This is a genomic window from Kineococcus vitellinus, from assembly GCF_009906315.1.
In the GTDB taxonomy this organism is placed as follows: Bacteria; Actinomycetota; Actinomycetes; order Actinomycetales; family Kineococcaceae; genus Kineococcus; species Kineococcus vitellinus.
Map to the genome: position 1 here is coordinate 19,284 of NZ_JAAALL010000007.1, position 17,430 is coordinate 36,713.

General features: G+C 70.8%; 31 protein-coding genes. All 31 read left to right on the forward strand.

Annotated features, from left to right (window positions below; genetic code table 11):
* Positions 1 to 359 precede the first annotated feature (359 nt).
* The gene (rpsJ, locus tag GTQ99_RS01565; RefSeq protein ID WP_012084982.1) at positions 360 to 668 is read left to right on the forward strand and encodes a 30S ribosomal protein S10; all 309 of its coding nucleotides are present in this window, start codon (positions 360 to 362) and stop codon (positions 666 to 668) included.
* Between the two features lie 13 nt (positions 669 to 681).
* Positions 682 to 1,341, forward strand: a complete 660-nt coding sequence (gene rplC / locus GTQ99_RS01570; protein ID WP_166613991.1) for a 50S ribosomal protein L3 — start codon at positions 682 to 684, stop codon at positions 1,339 to 1,341.
* Positions 1,342 to 1,346: 5 nt separating this feature from the next.
* Positions 1,347 to 2,051: a 50S ribosomal protein L4 gene (gene rplD / locus GTQ99_RS01575; RefSeq protein ID WP_166613992.1), complete on the forward strand. Its 705-nt coding sequence runs from the start codon at positions 1,347 to 1,349 to the stop codon at positions 2,049 to 2,051.
* A gap of 5 nt (positions 2,052 to 2,056) precedes the next feature.
* Positions 2,057 to 2,359 carry a 50S ribosomal protein L23 gene (gene rplW / locus GTQ99_RS01580; protein WP_166614015.1) on the forward strand — a complete coding sequence of 101 codons (303 nt, stop codon included), beginning with the start codon at positions 2,057 to 2,059 and terminating at the stop codon, positions 2,357 to 2,359.
* 55 nt (positions 2,360 to 2,414) lie between these two features.
* Entirely contained in the window at positions 2,415 to 3,251 is an 837-nt protein-coding gene (gene rplB / locus GTQ99_RS01585) for a 50S ribosomal protein L2 (protein WP_166613993.1), read from the forward strand.
* 18 nt (positions 3,252 to 3,269) lie between these two features.
* A complete protein-coding gene (rpsS, locus tag GTQ99_RS01590) occupies positions 3,270 to 3,551 on the forward strand; it encodes a 30S ribosomal protein S19 (protein ID WP_166609823.1) in 282 nt (93 codons plus the stop codon).
* A gap of 53 nt (positions 3,552 to 3,604) precedes the next feature.
* On the forward strand, positions 3,605 to 3,985 hold the full coding sequence (gene rplV / locus GTQ99_RS01595) for a 50S ribosomal protein L22 (RefSeq protein WP_166613994.1): 381 nt from the start codon (positions 3,605 to 3,607) through the stop codon (positions 3,983 to 3,985).
* Entirely contained in the window at positions 3,985 to 4,833 is an 849-nt protein-coding gene (gene rpsC / locus GTQ99_RS01600; protein WP_166613995.1) for a 30S ribosomal protein S3, read from the forward strand. Before rplV ends, rpsC begins: the two co-directional genes overlap by 1 nt.
* A gap of 3 nt (positions 4,834 to 4,836) precedes the next feature.
* Positions 4,837 to 5,253: a 50S ribosomal protein L16 gene (rplP, locus tag GTQ99_RS01605; RefSeq protein WP_166613996.1), complete on the forward strand. Its 417-nt coding sequence runs from the start codon at positions 4,837 to 4,839 to the stop codon at positions 5,251 to 5,253.
* Positions 5,253 to 5,501 (forward strand): 50S ribosomal protein L29, encoded by a 249-nt coding sequence (gene rpmC, locus GTQ99_RS01610; RefSeq protein WP_166613997.1) that lies wholly within the window; start codon positions 5,253 to 5,255, stop codon positions 5,499 to 5,501. Before rplP ends, rpmC begins: the two co-directional genes overlap by 1 nt.
* A complete protein-coding gene (gene rpsQ, locus GTQ99_RS01615; protein ID WP_166613998.1) occupies positions 5,498 to 5,779 on the forward strand; it encodes a 30S ribosomal protein S17 in 282 nt (93 codons plus the stop codon). Before rpmC ends, rpsQ begins: the two co-directional genes overlap by 4 nt.
* A 127-nt stretch (positions 5,780 to 5,906) precedes the next feature.
* Entirely contained in the window at positions 5,907 to 6,275 is a 369-nt protein-coding gene (gene rplN, locus GTQ99_RS01620) for a 50S ribosomal protein L14 (protein ID WP_166613999.1), read from the forward strand.
* A 2-nt stretch (positions 6,276 to 6,277) separates the two neighbouring features.
* The gene (gene rplX, locus GTQ99_RS01625) at positions 6,278 to 6,649 is read left to right on the forward strand and encodes a 50S ribosomal protein L24 (RefSeq protein ID WP_166614000.1); all 372 of its coding nucleotides are present in this window, start codon (positions 6,278 to 6,280) and stop codon (positions 6,647 to 6,649) included.
* Positions 6,649 to 7,218: a 50S ribosomal protein L5 gene (gene rplE / locus GTQ99_RS01630; RefSeq protein WP_166614001.1), complete on the forward strand. Its 570-nt coding sequence runs from the start codon at positions 6,649 to 6,651 to the stop codon at positions 7,216 to 7,218. The genes rplX and rplE overlap by 1 nt, the downstream gene beginning before the upstream one ends.
* A 2-nt stretch (positions 7,219 to 7,220) precedes the next feature.
* A complete protein-coding gene (locus GTQ99_RS01635) occupies positions 7,221 to 7,406 on the forward strand; it encodes a type Z 30S ribosomal protein S14 (protein ID WP_166614002.1) in 186 nt (61 codons plus the stop codon).
* An 82-nt stretch (positions 7,407 to 7,488) separates the two neighbouring features.
* Complete coding sequence (gene rpsH, locus GTQ99_RS01640) at positions 7,489 to 7,887, forward strand: 30S ribosomal protein S8 (RefSeq protein WP_166614003.1); 399 nt, start codon at positions 7,489 to 7,491, stop codon at positions 7,885 to 7,887.
* Between the two features lie 13 nt (positions 7,888 to 7,900).
* The gene (gene rplF / locus GTQ99_RS01645; RefSeq protein ID WP_166614004.1) at positions 7,901 to 8,440 is read left to right on the forward strand and encodes a 50S ribosomal protein L6; all 540 of its coding nucleotides are present in this window, start codon (positions 7,901 to 7,903) and stop codon (positions 8,438 to 8,440) included.
* Positions 8,441 to 8,442: 2 nt separating this feature from the next.
* Positions 8,443 to 8,820: a 50S ribosomal protein L18 gene (gene rplR / locus GTQ99_RS01650; protein ID WP_166614016.1), complete on the forward strand. Its 378-nt coding sequence runs from the start codon at positions 8,443 to 8,445 to the stop codon at positions 8,818 to 8,820.
* A 34-nt stretch (positions 8,821 to 8,854) separates the two neighbouring features.
* Entirely contained in the window at positions 8,855 to 9,505 is a 651-nt protein-coding gene (rpsE, locus tag GTQ99_RS01655; protein WP_166614005.1) for a 30S ribosomal protein S5, read from the forward strand.
* The gene (gene rpmD, locus GTQ99_RS01660) at positions 9,505 to 9,690 is read left to right on the forward strand and encodes a 50S ribosomal protein L30 (RefSeq protein ID WP_166614006.1); all 186 of its coding nucleotides are present in this window, start codon (positions 9,505 to 9,507) and stop codon (positions 9,688 to 9,690) included. The genes rpsE and rpmD overlap by 1 nt, the downstream gene beginning before the upstream one ends.
* Entirely contained in the window at positions 9,690 to 10,151 is a 462-nt protein-coding gene (gene rplO, locus GTQ99_RS01665; RefSeq protein WP_166614007.1) for a 50S ribosomal protein L15, read from the forward strand. The genes rpmD and rplO overlap by 1 nt, the downstream gene beginning before the upstream one ends.
* 176 nt (positions 10,152 to 10,327) lie before the next feature.
* A complete protein-coding gene (secY, locus tag GTQ99_RS01670) occupies positions 10,328 to 11,629 on the forward strand; it encodes a preprotein translocase subunit SecY (protein WP_166614008.1) in 1,302 nt (433 codons plus the stop codon).
* Positions 11,626 to 12,201, forward strand: coding sequence for an adenylate kinase (locus GTQ99_RS01675; protein ID WP_166614009.1), 576 nt, complete (start codon positions 11,626 to 11,628; stop codon positions 12,199 to 12,201). The genes secY and GTQ99_RS01675 overlap by 4 nt, the downstream gene beginning before the upstream one ends.
* A 49-nt stretch (positions 12,202 to 12,250) precedes the next feature.
* On the forward strand, positions 12,251 to 13,063 hold the full coding sequence (map, locus tag GTQ99_RS01680) for a type I methionyl aminopeptidase (RefSeq protein WP_166614010.1): 813 nt from the start codon (positions 12,251 to 12,253) through the stop codon (positions 13,061 to 13,063).
* Between the two features lie 176 nt (positions 13,064 to 13,239).
* Positions 13,240 to 13,461: a translation initiation factor IF-1 gene (gene infA / locus GTQ99_RS01685; protein WP_012084955.1), complete on the forward strand. Its 222-nt coding sequence runs from the start codon at positions 13,240 to 13,242 to the stop codon at positions 13,459 to 13,461.
* 61 nt (positions 13,462 to 13,522) lie between these two features.
* Positions 13,523 to 13,636, forward strand: a complete 114-nt coding sequence (gene rpmJ, locus GTQ99_RS01690; RefSeq protein ID WP_009740505.1) for a 50S ribosomal protein L36 — start codon at positions 13,523 to 13,525, stop codon at positions 13,634 to 13,636.
* Positions 13,637 to 13,825: 189 nt separating this feature from the next.
* The gene (rpsM, locus tag GTQ99_RS01695) at positions 13,826 to 14,206 is read left to right on the forward strand and encodes a 30S ribosomal protein S13 (protein WP_012084953.1); all 381 of its coding nucleotides are present in this window, start codon (positions 13,826 to 13,828) and stop codon (positions 14,204 to 14,206) included.
* A 99-nt stretch (positions 14,207 to 14,305) separates the two neighbouring features.
* Entirely contained in the window at positions 14,306 to 14,713 is a 408-nt protein-coding gene (rpsK, locus tag GTQ99_RS01700; RefSeq protein ID WP_166614011.1) for a 30S ribosomal protein S11, read from the forward strand.
* Positions 14,714 to 14,864: 151 nt separating this feature from the next.
* Entirely contained in the window at positions 14,865 to 15,878 is a 1,014-nt protein-coding gene (locus GTQ99_RS01705; protein WP_166614012.1) for a DNA-directed RNA polymerase subunit alpha, read from the forward strand.
* 59 nt (positions 15,879 to 15,937) lie between these two features.
* Positions 15,938 to 16,540 (forward strand): 50S ribosomal protein L17, encoded by a 603-nt coding sequence (gene rplQ / locus GTQ99_RS27400; protein WP_166614013.1) that lies wholly within the window; start codon positions 15,938 to 15,940, stop codon positions 16,538 to 16,540.
* A gap of 59 nt (positions 16,541 to 16,599) precedes the next feature.
* Positions 16,600 to 17,430 (forward strand): tRNA pseudouridine synthase A (locus GTQ99_RS01715; RefSeq protein WP_338074647.1); only part of this gene is annotated, 831 nt, incomplete at its 3' end.

Consider the following 17,430-nt stretch of genomic DNA (forward strand, 5'->3'; position numbering starts at 1 on the left):
GGGCGGGTCCACCCGGACCCGCCCCTCCGTCGTGAGCGGGCAGTGGAGCCATCAGCGCGCGCGGCCGTCCCGACGGCCCCGATTCGCCAAGCTGGCCTGTCGTCTGGCAGACTGTCGGGGTTGCTGTGCCGCCGCGGGTCCCCCCGCCGAGTGGCCGGCAGCCGCGAACGTCGAACGTCTCGTACGGGCGGCGGACGGTAGACCTGAACAGGACGACAGGACCACACCGGGCAACCGGGCGAGGGTGCACTTCGTGCGAGAGCGCGACACGCCCGACCTCGGGGGTCGGAGCGCCGCAGAGGCGCTCCGCGCCGCGCGCGAGTCAGTAGCGGTACGAAGAGAGAGAGTCAGACGACGCCATGGCGGGACAGAAGATCCGCATCAGGCTCAAGGCCTACGACCACGAGGTCATCGACAGCTCGGCGCGCAAGATCGTCGACACGGTGACTCGGACGGGCGCCTCGGTCGCTGGGCCCGTGCCGCTGCCGACCGAGAAGAACGTCTACTGCGTCATCCGCTCGCCGCACAAGTACAAGGACAGCCGCGAGCACTTCGAGATGCGCACGCACAAGCGCCTCATCGACATCATCGACCCCACGCCGAAGACGGTCGACTCGCTCATGCGACTCGACCTGCCGGCCGGCGTCGACATCGAGATCAAGCTCTGAGGGACTGCACACGATGAGCGACAGGCAAGTGCGAGGGGTGCTCGGCACCAAGCTCGGCATGACCCAGCTGTGGGACGCGGACAACCGCGTCGTCCCGGTGACGGTCGTCAAGGTCGAGCCGAACGTCGTCACCCAGATCCGCACCACTACCACCGACGGCTACGAAGCGGTGCAGCTGGCCGCCACGGCCATCGCCCAGCGCAAGGCCAACCAGCCCGCCGCCGGCCACTTCGCCAAGGCCGGCGTCGCGCCGCGCCGCCACCTCGTCGAGCTGCGCACCGCCGACGCGGCGCAGTACGCGCTCGGCCAGGAGGTCACGGCCGAGGTCTTCGACGCGGGCACCACGGTCGACGTGGTGGGCACCACCAAGGGCAAGGGCTTCGCCGGTGTCATGAAGCGTCACGGCTTCGCCGGTGTCAGCGCCTCCCACGGTGCGCACCGCAACCACCGCAAGCCGGGCTCCATCGGCGGCTGCGCCACCCCGGGTCGCGTGTTCAAGGGCATGCGCATGGCCGGCCGCATGGGCGGGGCTCGCCAGACCACCCAGAACCTGACCGTGCAGGCCGTCGACGCGGAGAAGGGTCTGCTGCTCATCACGGGCGCGGTCCCCGGTCCCCGCGGCGGGCTCGTGCTCGTCAAGAGCGCGTCCAAGGCGCGCGTGAAGGAGGCCTGAGCCACATGACCGAGACGACGACTCAGACCGCCGCCATCACCGTCCCGCTGCGCACCGCCGACGGCGGCAGCAACGGCACCGTGGAGCTGCCGGCCGAGCACTTCGGCCGCCAAGCGAACGTGGCGCTGATCCACCAGGTCGTGACCGCCCAGCTCGCGGCGGCCCGCCAGGGCACCCACGCCACCAAGACGCGCGGCGAGGTCCGCGGTGGTGGCAAGAAGCCGTACAAGCAGAAGGGCACCGGCCGCGCCCGCCAGGGCTCGCTGCGCGCCCCGCAGTTCACCGGCGGTGGCACCGTGCACGGCCCCCAGCCGCGCGACTACTCCCAGCGCACCCCCAAGAAGATGAAGGCCGCCGCCCTGCGCGGCGCCCTCTCCGACCGGGTGCGCCACGAGCGCCTGCACGTGGTCGAGGGCCTGGCCATCGGCGAGACCCCCTCGACCAAGACCGCGCGCACGCTGCTCGCGGCCCTGTCCGGGCGCACCAACGTCCTGGTCGTGCTCACCCGCGACGACGAGGTGTCGGCCAAGAGCCTGCGCAACCTCGCCGGCGTGCACGTGCTGCCGCAGGACCAGCTGAACACCTACGACGTCGTCAAGAGCGACGACGTCGTCTTCACCCGCGCGGCGCTGGACGCCTTCGTCGCGGGGCCGCCGAAGGGTCGCAGCGCGACCGCGGTGGCGGCTGAGTCCGAAGGGAGCACCCTGTGAGCGCCATCGGCGGGACCCAGAAGGACCCGCGCGACATCCTGCTCGCGCCGGTCGTCTCGGAGAAGAGCTACGGCCTGATCGACGAGGGCAAGTACACCTTCCTCGTCGACCCGGCGGCGAACAAGACCGAGATCAAGATGGCCGTGGAGAAGGTCTTCGGCGTCAAGGTCTCCTCGGTCAACACCGCGAACCGGCAGGGCAAGAGCCGACGGACGAAGTTCGGCACCGGCAAGCGCAAGGACACCAAGCGGGCCATCGTGACGTTGCGCGAGGGCACGATCGACATCTTCGGCGGCTCGGTCGCCTGAGCCCCCGGGCTCGCACGATCGCCGTAGACACCTTCGAACCCGAGGAATCGCTGCAATGGGAATCCGCAAGTACAAGCCGACGACGCCGGGCCGCCGCGGCTCGTCCGTCGCCGACTTCGTCGAGATCACGCGGACCGAGCCGGAGAAGTCGCTCGTCCGCCCGCTGTCCAAGACCGGTGGCCGCAACTCGTCCGGGCGCATCACCACCCGTCACATCGGTGGTGGCCACAAGCGCGCCTACCGCGTCATCGACTTCCGTCGCCACGACAAGGACGGCGTGCCGGCCAAGGTCGCTCACATCGAGTACGACCCCAACCGCACCGCGCGCATCGCGCTCCTGCACTACGTGGACGGCGAGAAGCGCTACATCCTCGCCCCGAGCCGCCTCAAGCAGGGCGACCGGATCGAGAACGGCCCCGAGGCCGACATCAAGCCCGGCAACAACCTGCCGCTGCGCAACATCCCGGTCGGCACCGTGATCCACGCAATCGAGCTCCGCCCCGGCGGCGGCGCGAAGATCGCGCGCTCGGCCGGCGCCAGCGTGCAGCTCGTCGCCCGCGAGGGCCGCTTCGCCCAGCTGCGCATGCCGTCGGGCGAGATCCGCAACGTCGACGTCCGCTGCCGCGCCACCATCGGCGAGGTCGGCAACGCCGAGCAGTCCAACATCAACTGGGGCAAGGCCGGCCGCATGCGCTGGAAGGGCAAGCGCCCGACCGTCCGTGGTGTCGCCATGAACCCCATCGACCACCCGCACGGTGGTGGTGAGGGCAAGACCTCCGGTGGCCGTCACCCCGTCAGCCCCTGGGGCAAGCCTGAGGGCCGCACCCGGCGTCCGGGCAAGGAGAGCGACAAGCTCATCGTCCGTCGTCGCCGCACCGGCAAGAAGCGCTGATAGGGAGATCAGGCCACCATGCCTCGCAGTCTGAAGAAGGGCCCGTTCGTCGACGACCACCTGCAGAAGAAGGTGGACGTCCAGAACGAGGCCGGTACGCACAACGTCATCCGGACCTGGTCCCGCCGTTCGGTCATCACGCCGGACTTCTTGGGCCACACGTTCGCGGTGCACGACGGCCGCAAGCACGTCCCCGTCTTCGTCACCGAGGCGATGGTGGGCCACAAGCTCGGCGAGTTCGCGCCCACGCGCACGTTCAAGGGCCACGAGAAGGACGACCGCAAGGGCCGTCGCCGCTGAGCCACCGGCTCGCGAACAACCTTTCGAGACCGAAACCAGAAGGCAGGACAGGGATGGAAGCCAAGGCGCAGACGCGGTACCTCCGCGTCACGCCCCAGAAGGCGCGCCGAGTCGTCGACCTCGTCCGGGGCAAGCAGGCCACTGAGGCCGTCGCGGTGCTCTCCTTCGCCCCCCAGGCGGCGGCGGAGCCGGTGCGCAAGCTCGTGGAGAGCGCCATCGCGAACGCGAGGTTCCTCGCGGACAAGCACTCCGAGGCGTTCGACCCGGACAGCTACGTCGTCAAGGCGATCCACGTCGACGAGGGCCCGACGATGAAGCGCTTCCGTCCCCGGGCGCAGGGGCGCGCGGGGCGCATCCTGAAGCGCACGAGCCACATCACCGTGGTCGTCGCCCCCGCCGTCGCCGGCGCCAAGAAGACGAGGAGGACCCGCTGATGGGGCAGAAGGTCAACCCGCACGGGTTCCGACTGGGCATCACCACCGACCACAAGACCCGTTGGTTCGCCGACTCCACCAAGACCGGTCAGCGCTACGCCGACTACGTCAAGGAGGACGTCGCGATCCGCCGCCTCATGTCCAAGGGCATGGAGCGGGCCGGCATCTCCAAGGTCGAGATCGAGCGCACCCGCGACCGCGTGCGCGTCGACATCCACACCGCCCGGCCGGGCATCGTCATCGGCCGTCGCGGCGCGGAGGCCGACCGCATCCGCGGTGAGCTGGAGAAGCTCACCGGCAAGCAGGTGCAGCTGAACATCCTCGAGGTCAAGAACCCCGAGATCGACTCCCAGCTGGTCGCCCAGGGCATCGCCGAGCAGCTGGCCAGCCGCGTCTCCTTCCGCCGCGCCATGCGCAAGGGGATGCAGACCGCGCTGCGCTCGGGTGCCAAGGGCATCCGCGTCCAGTGCGCCGGCCGCCTCGGCGGTGCGGAGATGAGCCGCTCGGAGTTCTACCGCGAGGGTCGGGTCCCGCTGCACACGCTGCGCGCGAACATCGACTACGGCTTCTACGAGGCCCGCACGACCTTCGGCCGCATCGGCGTGAAGGTCTGGATCTACCACGGTGACGTCACCAGCCGTGAGCTCGCCCAGTCGCAGGCCGCCGCTCCGCGCGCCCCGCGCCGCGGCGAGCGCGGTGACCGCAGCGAGGGCCGCGGTCGTCGCCGTCCGACGCAGGAGGGCACCAGCGCTCCCGTGGCCGAGGCCGCGGCCGCCGGTGCCGCTCCGACCGGGACCGCTGCCGCGCAGCCGGTCACCGGCAAGGGCAGCAACGGAACGGAGGCCTGAGTCGTGCTCATCCCACGGCGCGTCAAGCACCGCAAGCAGCACCACCCCACCCGGCGTGGTGCGGCGTCCGGCGGTACCCGTGTGACGTTCGGCGAGTACGGGATCATGGCGGTGGAGGGTGGCTACGTCACCAACCGCCAGATCGAGTCCGCCCGAATCGCCATCACCCGCCACATCCGCCGCGGCGGCAAGGTCTGGATCAACATCTACCCGGACCGTCCGCTGACGAAGAAGCCGGCCGAGACCCGCATGGGCTCCGGCAAGGGCTCCCCGGAGTGGTGGATCGCGAACATCAAGCCCGGACGCGTCATGTTCGAGCTGTCGTTCCCCAACGAGAAGGTCGCTTCGGAGGCGCTGACCCGCGCCATCCACAAGCTGCCGGTCAAGTGCAAGATCGTGCGCCGCGAGGGTGGTGAGTGATGGCCATCGGGACCAAGGGCCTGAGCGCCGACGAGCTGCGTGAGTTCGACGACGCCAAGCTGGTCGACGAGCTGAAGAAGGCCAAGGAGGAGCTGTTCAACCTCCGCTTCCAGTCCGCGACCGGTCAGCTGGAGAACAACTCCCGGCTGAAGGCCGTCAAGCGGGACATCTCCCGCATCTACACCACGATGCGCGAGCGCGAGCTCGGCATCACCGAGGCGCCGATCACGAAGGAGGCTGCGAAGTGAGCGAGCAGACCACTGCCACGACCACCGAGCGCGGCTACCGCAAGACGCGCCGCGGCTACGTCGTCAGCGACAAGATGCAGAAGACCGTGGTGGTCGAGGTCGAGGACCGCGTGAAGCACCCGCTCTACGCGAAGGTCATCCGCCGCACCACGAAGGTCAAGGCGCACGACGAGGTCGAGACCGCCGGTGTCGGTGACCTCGTCCTCATCGCGGAGACCCGTCCGCTGTCGGCGACCAAGCGCTGGCGTGTGGTCGAGGTCCTCGAGCGCGCGAAGTGATCTGCGCGTTCGCGTGATGACCTCGGGTGGGCCGCCACCGCGGCCCACCCCCAGATCCCATGTCCGTTCGGCCAGGCTCGCCGCCCTCGCGGGCAGTGCGAGAACCGGCGCGACGAAGGAGTAGAGAGTGATCCAGCAGGAGTCGCGGCTCAAGGTCGCCGACAACACGGGTGCCAAGGAGATCTTGTGCATCCGCGTGCTCGGCGGCTCCGGCCGCCGCTACGCCGGCATCGGTGACGTGATCGTGGCCACGGTCAAGGACGCGATCCCCGGCGGCAACGTCAAGAAGGGCGATGTGGTCAAGGCCGTCATCGTCCGCACCAAGAAGGAGCGTCGGCGCGCCGACGGTTCCTACATCCGCTTCGACGAGAACGCCGCGGTGATCCTCCGTGCCGACGGCGACCCGCGCGGCACCCGCATCTTCGGGCCCGTGGGTCGCGAACTGCGCGAGAAGCGCTTCATGCGGATCATCTCGCTGGCGCCGGAGGTGCTCTGACCATGGGCAAGACCCGCATCAAGAAGGGTGACCTGGTCCAGGTCATCACCCGTGTCCGCGGTCGCCGCAACGACGACGGCACGAAGACCTCCGACCTGGGCAAGCAGGGCAAGGTCATCGAGGTCCTGGCCGAGACCGACCGCGTCCTCGTCGAGGGCGTGAACCGGATCAAGCGCCACACCAAGGCCGGCCCGGGCGTGGAGGGCGGCATCGTCGAGCGCGAGGCCCCGATCCACATCAGCAACGTCCAGCTGGTCGACCCGGAGACGAAGAAGCCGACCCGCGTCGGCATCCGCACCGAGCAGGTCGAGCGCGACGGCCGGACCAAGACCAACCGCATCCGCGTCGCCAAGCGCTCCGGCAAGGACATCTGATGACCACCACCACCGAGACCCGCGCGCTGCCGCGCCTGAAGCAGCGCTACCGCGAAGAGATCAAGGGTCAGCTGCACCAGCAGTTCGCCTACGGCAACGTCATGCAGATCCCCGGCCTGGTCAAGGTCGTGGTGAACATGGGCGTCGGCGAGGCGGCCCGCGACTCCAAGCTCATCGACGGTGCCGTGCGCGACCTGACGGCCATCACCGGCCAGAAGCCGCAGGTGACCCGGGCGCGCAAGTCCATCGCCCAGTTCAAGCTCCGCGAGGGCATGCCGATCGGCGCGCACACCACGCTGCGCGGCGACCGCATGTGGGAGTTCCTGGACCGGCTGCTGTCGCTGGCGCTGCCGCGCATCCGCGACTTCCGCGGCCTGTCGCCCAAGCAGTTCGACGGCCACGGGAACTACACCTTCGGTCTCAACGAGCAGTCGATGTTCCACGAGATCGACCAGGACAAGATCGACCGCGTCCGCGGCATGGACATCACGGTCGTGACGACGGCGACGAGCGACGAGGAAGGCCGTGCGCTCCTGCGTGCGCTGGGCTTCCCGTTCAAGGAGAACTGACCGTGGCGAAGACCGCTCTGATCACCAAGGCCGCGCGCAAGCCGAAGTTCAAGGTGCGCGGCTACACCCGCTGCCAGCGCTGCGGGCGACCGCACGCGGTGTTCCGCAAGTTCGGCATCTGCCGCATCTGCCTGCGGGAGATGGCCCACGCCGGCGAGCTGCCCGGTGTGACGAAGAGCAGCTGGTGACGAACCCCATCACGACGACGCCGAAGGTCCGCGACGCACTCCGTGTCGCGGAAACCCCGGTGAGGAAGGGCGGACGAGCCCGATGACGATGACCGACCCCATCGCGGACATGCTGACGCGTCTGCGCAACGCCAACTCGGCGTACCACGACACCGTCTCCATGCCGTACAGCAAGCTGAAGTCCCACATCGCCGAGATCCTCCAGGCGGAGGGCTACATCGCCTCCTGGACCGTCGAGGACGCCGAGGTGGGCAAGAAGCTGACCCTGGACCTGAAGTTCGGCCCCAACCGCGAGCGTGCGATCGCCGGCCTGCGCCGCGTGAGCAAGCCCGGTCTGCGGGTCTACGCGAAGTCGACCAACCTGCCCCGCGTCCTCGGCGGCCTCGGCGTGGCGATCCTGTCCACGTCGTCCGGGCTGCTGACCGACAAGCAGGCCAACAAGAAGGGCGTGGGTGGGGAAGTCCTCGCCTACGTCTGGTGAGGGAGGAGGACTCATGTCGCGCATCGGTCGACTCCCGATCCCCGTCCCCTCGGGCGTGGACGTGACCATCGACGGCTCGACCGTCACGGTCAAGGGCCCCAAGGGCACGCTGACGCACACGGTGGCATCGCCCATCGGGGTGGAGCGCACGGAGGAGGGCACGCTGCAGATCACGCGTCCCGACGACGAGCGCACCTCCCGGGCGCTGCACGGGCTCACGCGCACGCTGGTGGCCAACATGGTCCTGGGCGTGACGCAGGGCTACGAGAAGAGGCTCGAGATCGTCGGTACCGGGTACCGCGTCACGCCTCGCGGCTCCGACCTCGAGTTCGCGCTCGGGTTCAGCCACCCCGTCGTCGTGAAGGCGCCCGAGGGCATCACCTTCGCGGTCGAGAACAACACCCGCTTCTCGGTGGCCGGCATCGACAAGCAGCAGGTCGGCGAGGTCGCCGCGAACATCCGCAAGCTGCGCAAGCCCGACCCGTACAAGGGCAAGGGCGTGCGGTACGCCGGCGAGCAGGTTCGTCGCAAGGTCGGAAAGGCTGGTAAGTGACGATGGGACTCTCCACCCAGCGCACCCAGAAGGGCACTGCGCCGGCGCGCAAGCGTCGTCACACCCGCGTGCGCAAGAAGGTCGTCGGCACCGCCGTCCGTCCGCGCCTGGTCGTCACCCGCTCCACGCGGCACGTCTTCGTGCAGGTCATCGACGACGCGGCGGGTCACACCCTCGCGTCGGCCTCGACCATGGAGGCGGACCTGCGCGCCAGCGGCGACGACAAGTCGGCCAAGGCGAAGGCCGTCGGTCTCCTCGTCGGTCAGCGCGCCAAGGCGGCCGGCATCGAGGCCGTGGTCTTCGACCGCGGCGGCAACCGCTACGCGGGACGTGTCGCGGCAATCGCCGACGGCGCCCGTGAGGCCGGTCTGGCCCTGTGATGACCCACGAAGCCGATGAGATGAGGAACGTCTGATGCCTGGACCCCAGCGCCGAGGCGCCGGCGCCGGTGCGGCCGGCGGCGGCAACAACGACAACCGAGGCAACGACCGTCGGGACCGCCGCGACGGCGGCCGCGACCAGCGCGGGCGGGGTGACGCGGGCGACCGCGGCAACTTCGTCGAGCGCGTCGTGACCATCAACCGCGTGGCCAAGGTCGTCAAGGGCGGCCGCCGCTTCAGCTTCACGGCCCTCGTGGTCGTGGGCGACGGCGACGGCACCGTCGGTGTCGGCTACGGCAAGGCCAAGGAGGTGCCCGCGGCGATCGCCAAGGGCGTCGAGGAGGCCAAGAAGAACTTCTTCCGCGTGCCCCGCATCCAGGGCACGATCCCGCACCCCATCCAGGGCGAGAAGGCGGCCGGCGTGGTCATGCTGCGCCCGGCCTCCCCGGGTACCGGCGTCATCGCCGGCGGCCCGGTGCGCGCCGTGCTGGAGTGCGCGGGCGTGCACGACGTGCTGTCGAAGTCCCTGGGCAGCGACAACGCGATCAACATCGTCCACGCGACCATCGAGGCCCTGCGCGGCCTCGAGCGTCCCGAGCAGGTCGCGGCCCGCCGCGGTCTGCCCGTGGAGGACGTGGCCCCCGTCGCGCTGCTCCGCGCCCAGGCCGCGGGGGTGACCGCCTGATGCCCGGACGGATCAAGGTCACCCAGGTCAAGTCGGGCATCGGTGGCAAGCAGAACCAGCGCGACACGCTGCGCAGCCTCGGACTGCACAAGATCGGGCAGAGCGTCGTCAAGGACGACAAGCCCGAGATCCGCGGCATGGCCAACACCGTCGCGCACCTCGTGACCGTGGAGGAGGTCGACTGATGGCGAACCAGCCGGGCGAGCACGTCCTGAAGCTGCACCACCTGCGCCCCGCCCCGGGGTCCAACACGGCGAAGACCCGTGTCGGCCGCGGTGAGGCCAGCAAGGGCAAGACCGCCGGCCGCGGCACCAAGGGCACCAAGGCCCGCTACTCGGTGCCCGAGGCCTTCGAGGGCGGCCAGATGCCGCTGCACATGCGCCTGCCGAAGCTGCGCGGGTTCAAGAACCCGTTCCGCGTCGAGTACCAGGTCGTCAACCTCGACAAGCTGACCTCCCTCTTCCCCGAGGGCGGCACCGTGGGCGTCGAGGAGCTCGTGGCCAAGGGCGCGGTCCGCAAGGGCCAGCCCGTCAAGGTGCTGGGCACCGGTGAGATCACCGTGGCCCTGCAGGTGACCGCCGACAGGTTCTCGACCTCGGCGGCCGAGAAGATCGCCGCGGCGGGCGGGTCCACGACCCTCCGCTGAGGCACCACCCCGCACAGACGCGCGGCGGTAGCGACGAGTGATCGTCCGCTACCGCCGCGTGTGCGTTGTGGGCCGTTGTAGGGTCTGGGTGGATCCGTGTGGTCCACCGTCCGATCTGTCAGTGACCATGCCGTCCTCCCGCAGCCGCGCGGGGGAGCGCGGCGCAGGAGGTTGTAGTGCTCACCGCAATCGGCCGTGCCTTCAGGACGCCCGACCTGCGCCGCAAGATGCTCTTCACGCTCGGCATCGTGGTGCTGGTCCGGCTCGGGTCCTTCGTGCCCACGCCAGGCGTCGACTACTCCGCCGTCCAGCAGTGCCTGGAGCTGGCGCAGTCGGGCAACGACCTGCTGGGGCTGGTCAACCTCTTCTCCGGCGGCGCGCTGCTGCAGCTGAGCATCTTCGCGCTCGGGATCATGCCCTACATCACGGCGAGCATCATCATCCAGCTGCTCACCGTCGTGATCCCGCGCTTCGAGGCGCTGAAGAAGGAGGGTCAGCAGGGCACGACCAAGCTGACCCAGTACACGCGCTACCTCACGATCGCCCTGGCGGTCCTGCAGTCGACGACCTACGTGACGATCGCGCGGACCCCCGGCCGGCTGTTCAACAACGCCTGCACGGCCGACGTCGTCCCGGACAAGAGCATCCAGACCATCCTGCTGATGGTCCTGACGATGACCGCCGGCACCGGCCTGATCATGTGGCTGGGCGAGCTCGTCACCGAGCGCGGCGTCGGCAACGGCATGTCGCTGCTGATCTTCGCCCAGATCGCCGCGGGCTTCCCGACGTCGCTGCTCAACATCGGCCGCGAGCGCGGCTGGCTGACCTTCGCGGGGGTCATCCTCGTCGGCCTGGTGGTGGTGGCGGCCGTCATCGCGGTCGAGCAGTCCCAGCGCCGGGTGCCCGTGCAGTACGCCAAGCGGATGATCGGCCGGCGGATGTACGGCGGCACCACGACCTACATCCCGCTCAAGGTCAACATGGCCGGCGTCATCCCGGTGATCTTCGCCTCCTCGCTGCTGTACCTGCCGGCCCTGGTGGCCCAGTTCAGCGACCAGAACGAGGGCTGGGTGGTCTGGATCAACGACCACCTGGTGCGCGGGGACCACCCGATCTACATGGCCCTGTACTTCCTGCTGATCATCTTCTTCGCGTACTTCTACGTCGCGATCACGTTCAACCCGGACGAGGTCGCCGAGAACATGCGCAAGTACGGCGGCTTCATCCCCGGGGTGCGCGCCGGACGGCCCACCGCGGAGTACCTCGACTACATCCTCACCCGCATCACCCTGCCAGGATCGCTGTACCTGGGGCTCATCTCGCTGCTGCCGCTCATCGCCATCGTGCTCTTCAACGCCAACCAGAACTTCCCCTTCGGGGGGACGTCGATCCTGATCATCGTCGGGGTCGGGCTCGAGACGGTGAAGCAGATCGAGTCCCAGTTCCAGCAGCGCAACTACGAAGGGTTCTTGCGATGACTCGTCTCGTCCTCCTCGGTCCGCCCGGTGCGGGCAAGGGCACCCAGGCCAAGCTCCTGTCGGAGCGCCTGCGGGTGCCGGCCATCTCCACCGGCGACATCTTCCGGGCCAACGTGGCCGAGAAGACCGAGCTGGGCCGGACGGTGAAGGAGTACCTGGACGCCGGCAAGTACGTGCCGGACACCGTCACCAACGCCATGGTGCGCGAGCGCCTGGCCCAGGACGACGCGCTCGACGGCTTCATCCTCGACGGCTACCCGCGCACCACCGACCAGGTGCGCGAGCTGGACGACATGCTCGCCGCGGCCGGCGCCAAGCTCGAGCACGTCCTGGAGATCACCGCCGACGTCGACGAGCTGGTGCGCCGGCTGACCCGGCGCGCGCTCGAGCAGGGCCGCAGCGACGACACCGAGGACGTGGTCCGCACCCGCCAGGAGGTCTACGCGGAGCAGACCGCGCCCCTGGTGAAGGTCTACGCCGAGCGCGGGCTGCTGCGCAGCGTCGACGGCCTGGGCGAGGTCGCCGAGGTCACCGCCCGCCTGGTGGCGGCGCTGGGCCTGCCGACCGGCTGAGCCGGCCCGCACCAGGCCCCACCCCACGATCGACCGCAGGAGACAGCCGGTGTTCGGACGCGAACGGATCGAGCTCAAGACCCCCGAGCAGGTCCTCGCGATGCGCAGGGCGGGGCTGCTGACCCACGCGGCCCTGGAGAGCGTGCGCGCCGCGCTGCGGCCCGGCGTCTCGCTGCGGGAGCTGGACGCGATCGGCGCCGAGGTCATCCGCGCCGGTGGCGGCACCTCCAACTTCCTCGGCTACCACGGCTACCCGGCGACGCTGTGCATCTCGGTCAACGAGGTCGTCGTGCACGGCATCCCGGGCGAGCAGGTGCTCGCCGAGGGCGACGTCGTCTCCGTGGACGGGGGAGCGGTCGTCGACGGCTGGCACGGCGACTCCGCCTTCACCGCGATCGTCGGCGAGCCCGCCGACCCGGGCGACGTCGAGCTGGTCGAGACGACCCGCAGGGCGCTGTGGGCCGGCATCGCGGCCCTGGACGCCCGGGGCAGGGTCGGCGACGTCGGGGCGGCCGTCGAGGACGCCGTGGGGGACCGCCTGGGCATCGTCGACGGCTACACCGGCCACGGGATCGGCACGGCCATGCACATGGCGCCGGAGGTGCTCAACCACCGCGTCCGCGAGCGGGGCCCCAGGGTGCGGCCGGGCATGTGCCTGGCCATCGAGCCGATGTGCACCCGCGGCGGCGTCGAGACCGACGTGCTCGCCGACGAGTGGACCGTGGTCACCTCCGACGGCAGCCGCGCCGCCCACTGGGAGCACACCGTGGCCGTCCTCGACGAGGGCCTGTGGGTGCTCACGGCGCCCGACGGCGGCGCGGCGGAGCTCGCGGCCTTCGGCGTGCAGGTCCCCGAGGGCTGAGCCGGGGGCCGGCCGCGCGCGTCCCGTTGCGCCGCAACCGGCTCCCGGGGCGGGCTCGGTCGATTTCGTCTTCGGCACGCCGTCGCGTAAGCTCGAGAGTCGGTTCGCCATGCCCTGTGCCCGCACGGGCGGAGGCGGGCGGACACCGAACCGACACTTGATGAAAAGCGGAGGACATGCCGAAGAAGGACGGCGTCATCGAGATCGAAGGCACCGTGATCGAAGCCCTGCCGAACGCGATGTTCCGCGTGGAGCTCAGCAACGGTCACAAGGTGCTCGCCCACATCTCCGGGAAGATGCGGCAGCACTACATCCGCATCCTCCCCGAGGACCGGGTGGTCGTCGAGCTCAGCCCGTACGACCTGTCCCGCGGGCGCATCGTCTACCGCTACAAGTGACCACCACACTGGCCGCCGACCGCGCTCCCTCGAGGGTGCGGCCTGCACGACCGGAGACACGATGAAGGTCAAGCCGAGCGTCAAGAAGATCTGCGACAAGTGCAAGGTGATCCGCCGCCACGGCCGGGTCATGGTCATCTGCGAGAACCTGCGCCACAAGCAGCGCCAGGGCTGAGTCCGCTCAGCTCGCAGCCGGCCCGCTCGTCGAGCAGCCAGCCACCGCACCGGTGGCACCCATCGCAGGACCCTCCCGGGCACGCCCGGGGGACACCCCCGGTCGGAGGCCGGGGACCCGCAGCGCTCACGGAGCCGGACGGGGCAGGTCCTGCGGCAGACCTCCGCGACAGAAGAGGGACCACCCCGCATGGCACGTCTCGTCGGCGTCGACCTCCCCCGCGAGAAGCGGCTGGAGATCGCGCTCACGTACATCTTCGGCGTCGGACGCACCCGAGCCAAGGAGACGCTGGCAGCCACCGGCGTCAGCCCGGACCTGCGCGTCCGCGACCTGTCCGACGACGACCTCGTCGCACTGCGCGACCACATCGAGGGCAACTACCGCGTCGAGGGCGACCTCCGCCGCGAGGTGGCCGCCGACATCCGCCGCAAGGTCGAGATCGGCACCTACCAGGGTCTGCGGCACCGTCGCGGCCTGCCCGTCCGCGGGCAGCGCACCAAGACGAACGCACGCACCCGCAAGGGCCCGAAGCGCACCGTGGCCGGCAAGAAGAAGGCCGGTCGCAAGTAAGCAGTGCGCGGCCCTCCGGGTCGCCTCGCGGGCTCGCGCCGCCAGCGCCGGGCCCGCCCTCGAACTCAACCGCCGCAGTCCACCAGGAGTCCGGACACCATGCCTCCCAAGAGCCGCACGGCCACGGCGGCGCGCAAGCCGCGCCGCAAGGAGAAGAAGAACGTCGCGCACGGCCACGCGCACATCAAGTCCACGTTCAACAACACGATCGTCTCGATCACCGACCCGACGGGCGCGGTCATCGCGTGGGCCTCGGCCGGTCAGGTCGGCTTCAAGGGGTCGCGCAAGTCGACCCCGTTCGCCGCGCAGATGGCCGCCGAGGCCGCCGCGCGCCGCGCCCAGGAGCACGGCATGCGCAAGGTCGACGTCTTCGTCAAGGGCCCCGGCTCCGGCCGCGAGACCGCGATCCGCTCCCTGCAGGCCACCGGCCTGGAGGTCGGCGCGATCCAGGACGTCACCCCCAGCCCGCACAACGGCTGCCGGCCGCCCAAGCGTCGGCGCGTCTGACGACGGCGCCGCCTCGGCGGGCACCCTCGGGTGCCCGCCGGGGCGCACCTGATCGGAACCACTTCTTCGATCGAGCCAGACCCCGTCGGTGGACCGATGCTGACGGGCGTGCGGGGCGTCATATGGCGGACGCCCGCGGGAAGGAACCTCCGTGCTGATCGCACAGCGCCCCACCCTCACCGAGGACGTCGTCGACGAGTACCGCTCGCGCTTCGTCATCGAGCCCCTCGAGCCCGGCTTCGGGTACACCCTCGGCAACTCGCTGCGCCGCACCCTGCTGTCGTCCATCCCGGGCGCCGCGGTGACGAGCCTGCGCATCGACGGCGTGCTCCACGAGTTCACGTCCGTGCCGGGGGTGAAGGAGGACGTCACCGAGATCGTCCTCAACGTCAAGAACCTCGTCGTCTCCTCGGAGCACGACGAGCCGGTCGTGATGTACCTGCGCAAGCAGGGCCCCGGCGCGGTCACCGCGGCCGACATCGCCCCGCCCGCCGGCGTGGAGGTCCACAACCCGGACCTGCACATCGCCACGCTCAACGGCAAGGGCAAGCTCGAGCTGGAGCTCACGGTCGAGCGCGGCCGCGGCTACGTCTCGGCGGCGCAGAACAAGAGCGGTGAGCAGGAGATCGGCCGCATCCCGGTCGACTCCATCTACTCGCCGGTCCTGAAGGTGACGTACAAGGTCGAGGCCACCCGCGTCGAGCAGCGGACGGACTTCGACCGCCTCGTCGTCGACGTCGAGACCAAGCACGCCATCACCCCGCGCGACGCGGTCGCCTCCGCCGGCAAGACGCTCGTCGAGCTCTTCGGCCTGGCCCGCGAGCTCAACGTCGAGGCCGAGGGCATCGACATGGGCCCCTCGCCCACCGACGCCGCGCTCGCGGCCGACCTCGCGCTCGAGATCGAGGCGCTGGACCTGACGGTCCGCTCCTACAACTGCCTCAAGCGCGAGGGCATCCACAGCGTCGGCGAACTGGTCTCGCGCAGCGAGGCCGACCTGCTCGACATCCGCAACTTCGGGCAGAAGTCCATCGACGAGGTCAAGGCCAAGCTGGTCGGCATGGGCCTGCACCTGAAGGACTCCCCGCCCGGGTTCGACCCGAGCGCCGTCGTCAACGACTTCGAGGACGACGACGCGTCGTTCGCCGAGGACGAGCAGCTCTGACCGTCCGCAGCCCCTCGCCCGCCCGCGGGTGAGGGGTCACACCGAGGAGACAACACAGCATGCCCACCCCCACCAAGGGTCCGCGGCTCGGCGGCGGGCCGGCCCACGAGAAGCTCATCCTCGCCAACCTGGCGACTGCGCTCTTCGAGCACCGCAGCATCACCACGACCGAGGCCAAGGCCAAGCGCCTGCGCCCGTACGCGGAGAAGCTCATCACCTTCGCCAAGAAGGGTGACCTCGCCTCCCGCCGCCAGGTGATGAAGACCGTGCGCGACAAGTCCGTCGTGCACTTCCTCTTCACCGAGATCGGCCCGGCCATGGCCGAGCGCAACGGCGGCTACACCCGCATCGTGAAGATCGGCCCCCGCAAGGGCGACAACGCCCCCATGGCGGTCATCCAGCTCGTGCTGGAGCCGGTCAGCGCCAAGCAGGGCGTCGTCCGCGAGGCCGAGCGCGCCGCCGCGGCGAGCGCCCCGGCCGCCGACGAGGTCGTCACCGGCGCCGAGGCCCCCGTGGCCACGGCCGACGAGCAGGCCGGCGGCGCCGAGCCGGGCGCCGTCGAGCCGGGCGGCGTCGAGCAGCCCGACACCCTCCCCGACGAGGGCGTCGAGCTCGACGCGGCCGAGGCCGACCCCTCGGACGAGACGAAGGACAAGGCCTGAGCGCCTGCCCTCCCGCTGACGAGCCCGTCCTCCCCACCGGGGAGGGCGGGCTCGTCCGCGTGCGCCTCGACCTCGGCTACGACGGCACCGGCTTCGCCGGCTGGGCCGAGCAGCCCGGCCTGCGCACCGTGCAGGGCGAGCTGCAGAGCGCCCTGGGCCGCGTGCTGCGCCTGCGGCCCGCACCGCGCCTGACGGTCGCCGGGCGCACCGACGCGGGCGTGCACGCCCGCGGCCAGGTGGCCCACGTGGACCTCCCGCGCGCCGCCTGGGAGGCCGTGCCCGGCCGCTCCGGCGCCGCCCCGCCGCAGGCCCTGGTGCGCCGCCTGGCGGGCGTCCTGCCGCCCGACGTGCGGGTGCACGGCGCCCGGGTGGCCCCCGCCGGCTTCGACGCGCGCTTCGGGGCGCTGCGCCGCCGCTACGCCTACCGGGTGTGCGACGACCCCGCCGGCGTGCCGCCGCTGCGCCGCTTCGACGTGCTGCACCACCGCCGCCCGCTCGACGCGGGCGCCATGGACCTGGCCGCGGCCGGCCTGGTGGGCCTGCGCGACTTCGCGGCCTTCTGCAAGCCCCGCGAGGGCGCCACGACGGTGCGCACGCTGCTGGCCTACTCCTGGCGGCGGGTCGAGCAGGGCCCCGACGCGGGCCTGCTGGTCGCCGACGTGCAGGCCGACGCCTTCTGCCACTCGATGGTGCGCGCCCTCGTCGGCGCCGCCCTGGCGGTCGGCGACGGCCGCCGGCCGCCGCCGTGGCCGCAGGCCGTGGCGCAGGCCGCCGTGCGCGACCCGGGCGTGGTCGTCGTGGGCGCGCACGGGCTGACCCTCGAGGAGGTCGCCTACCCCGCCGACGCCGACCTGGCCGCGCGCGCGCAGCAGGCGCGGGCGCGGCCAGGT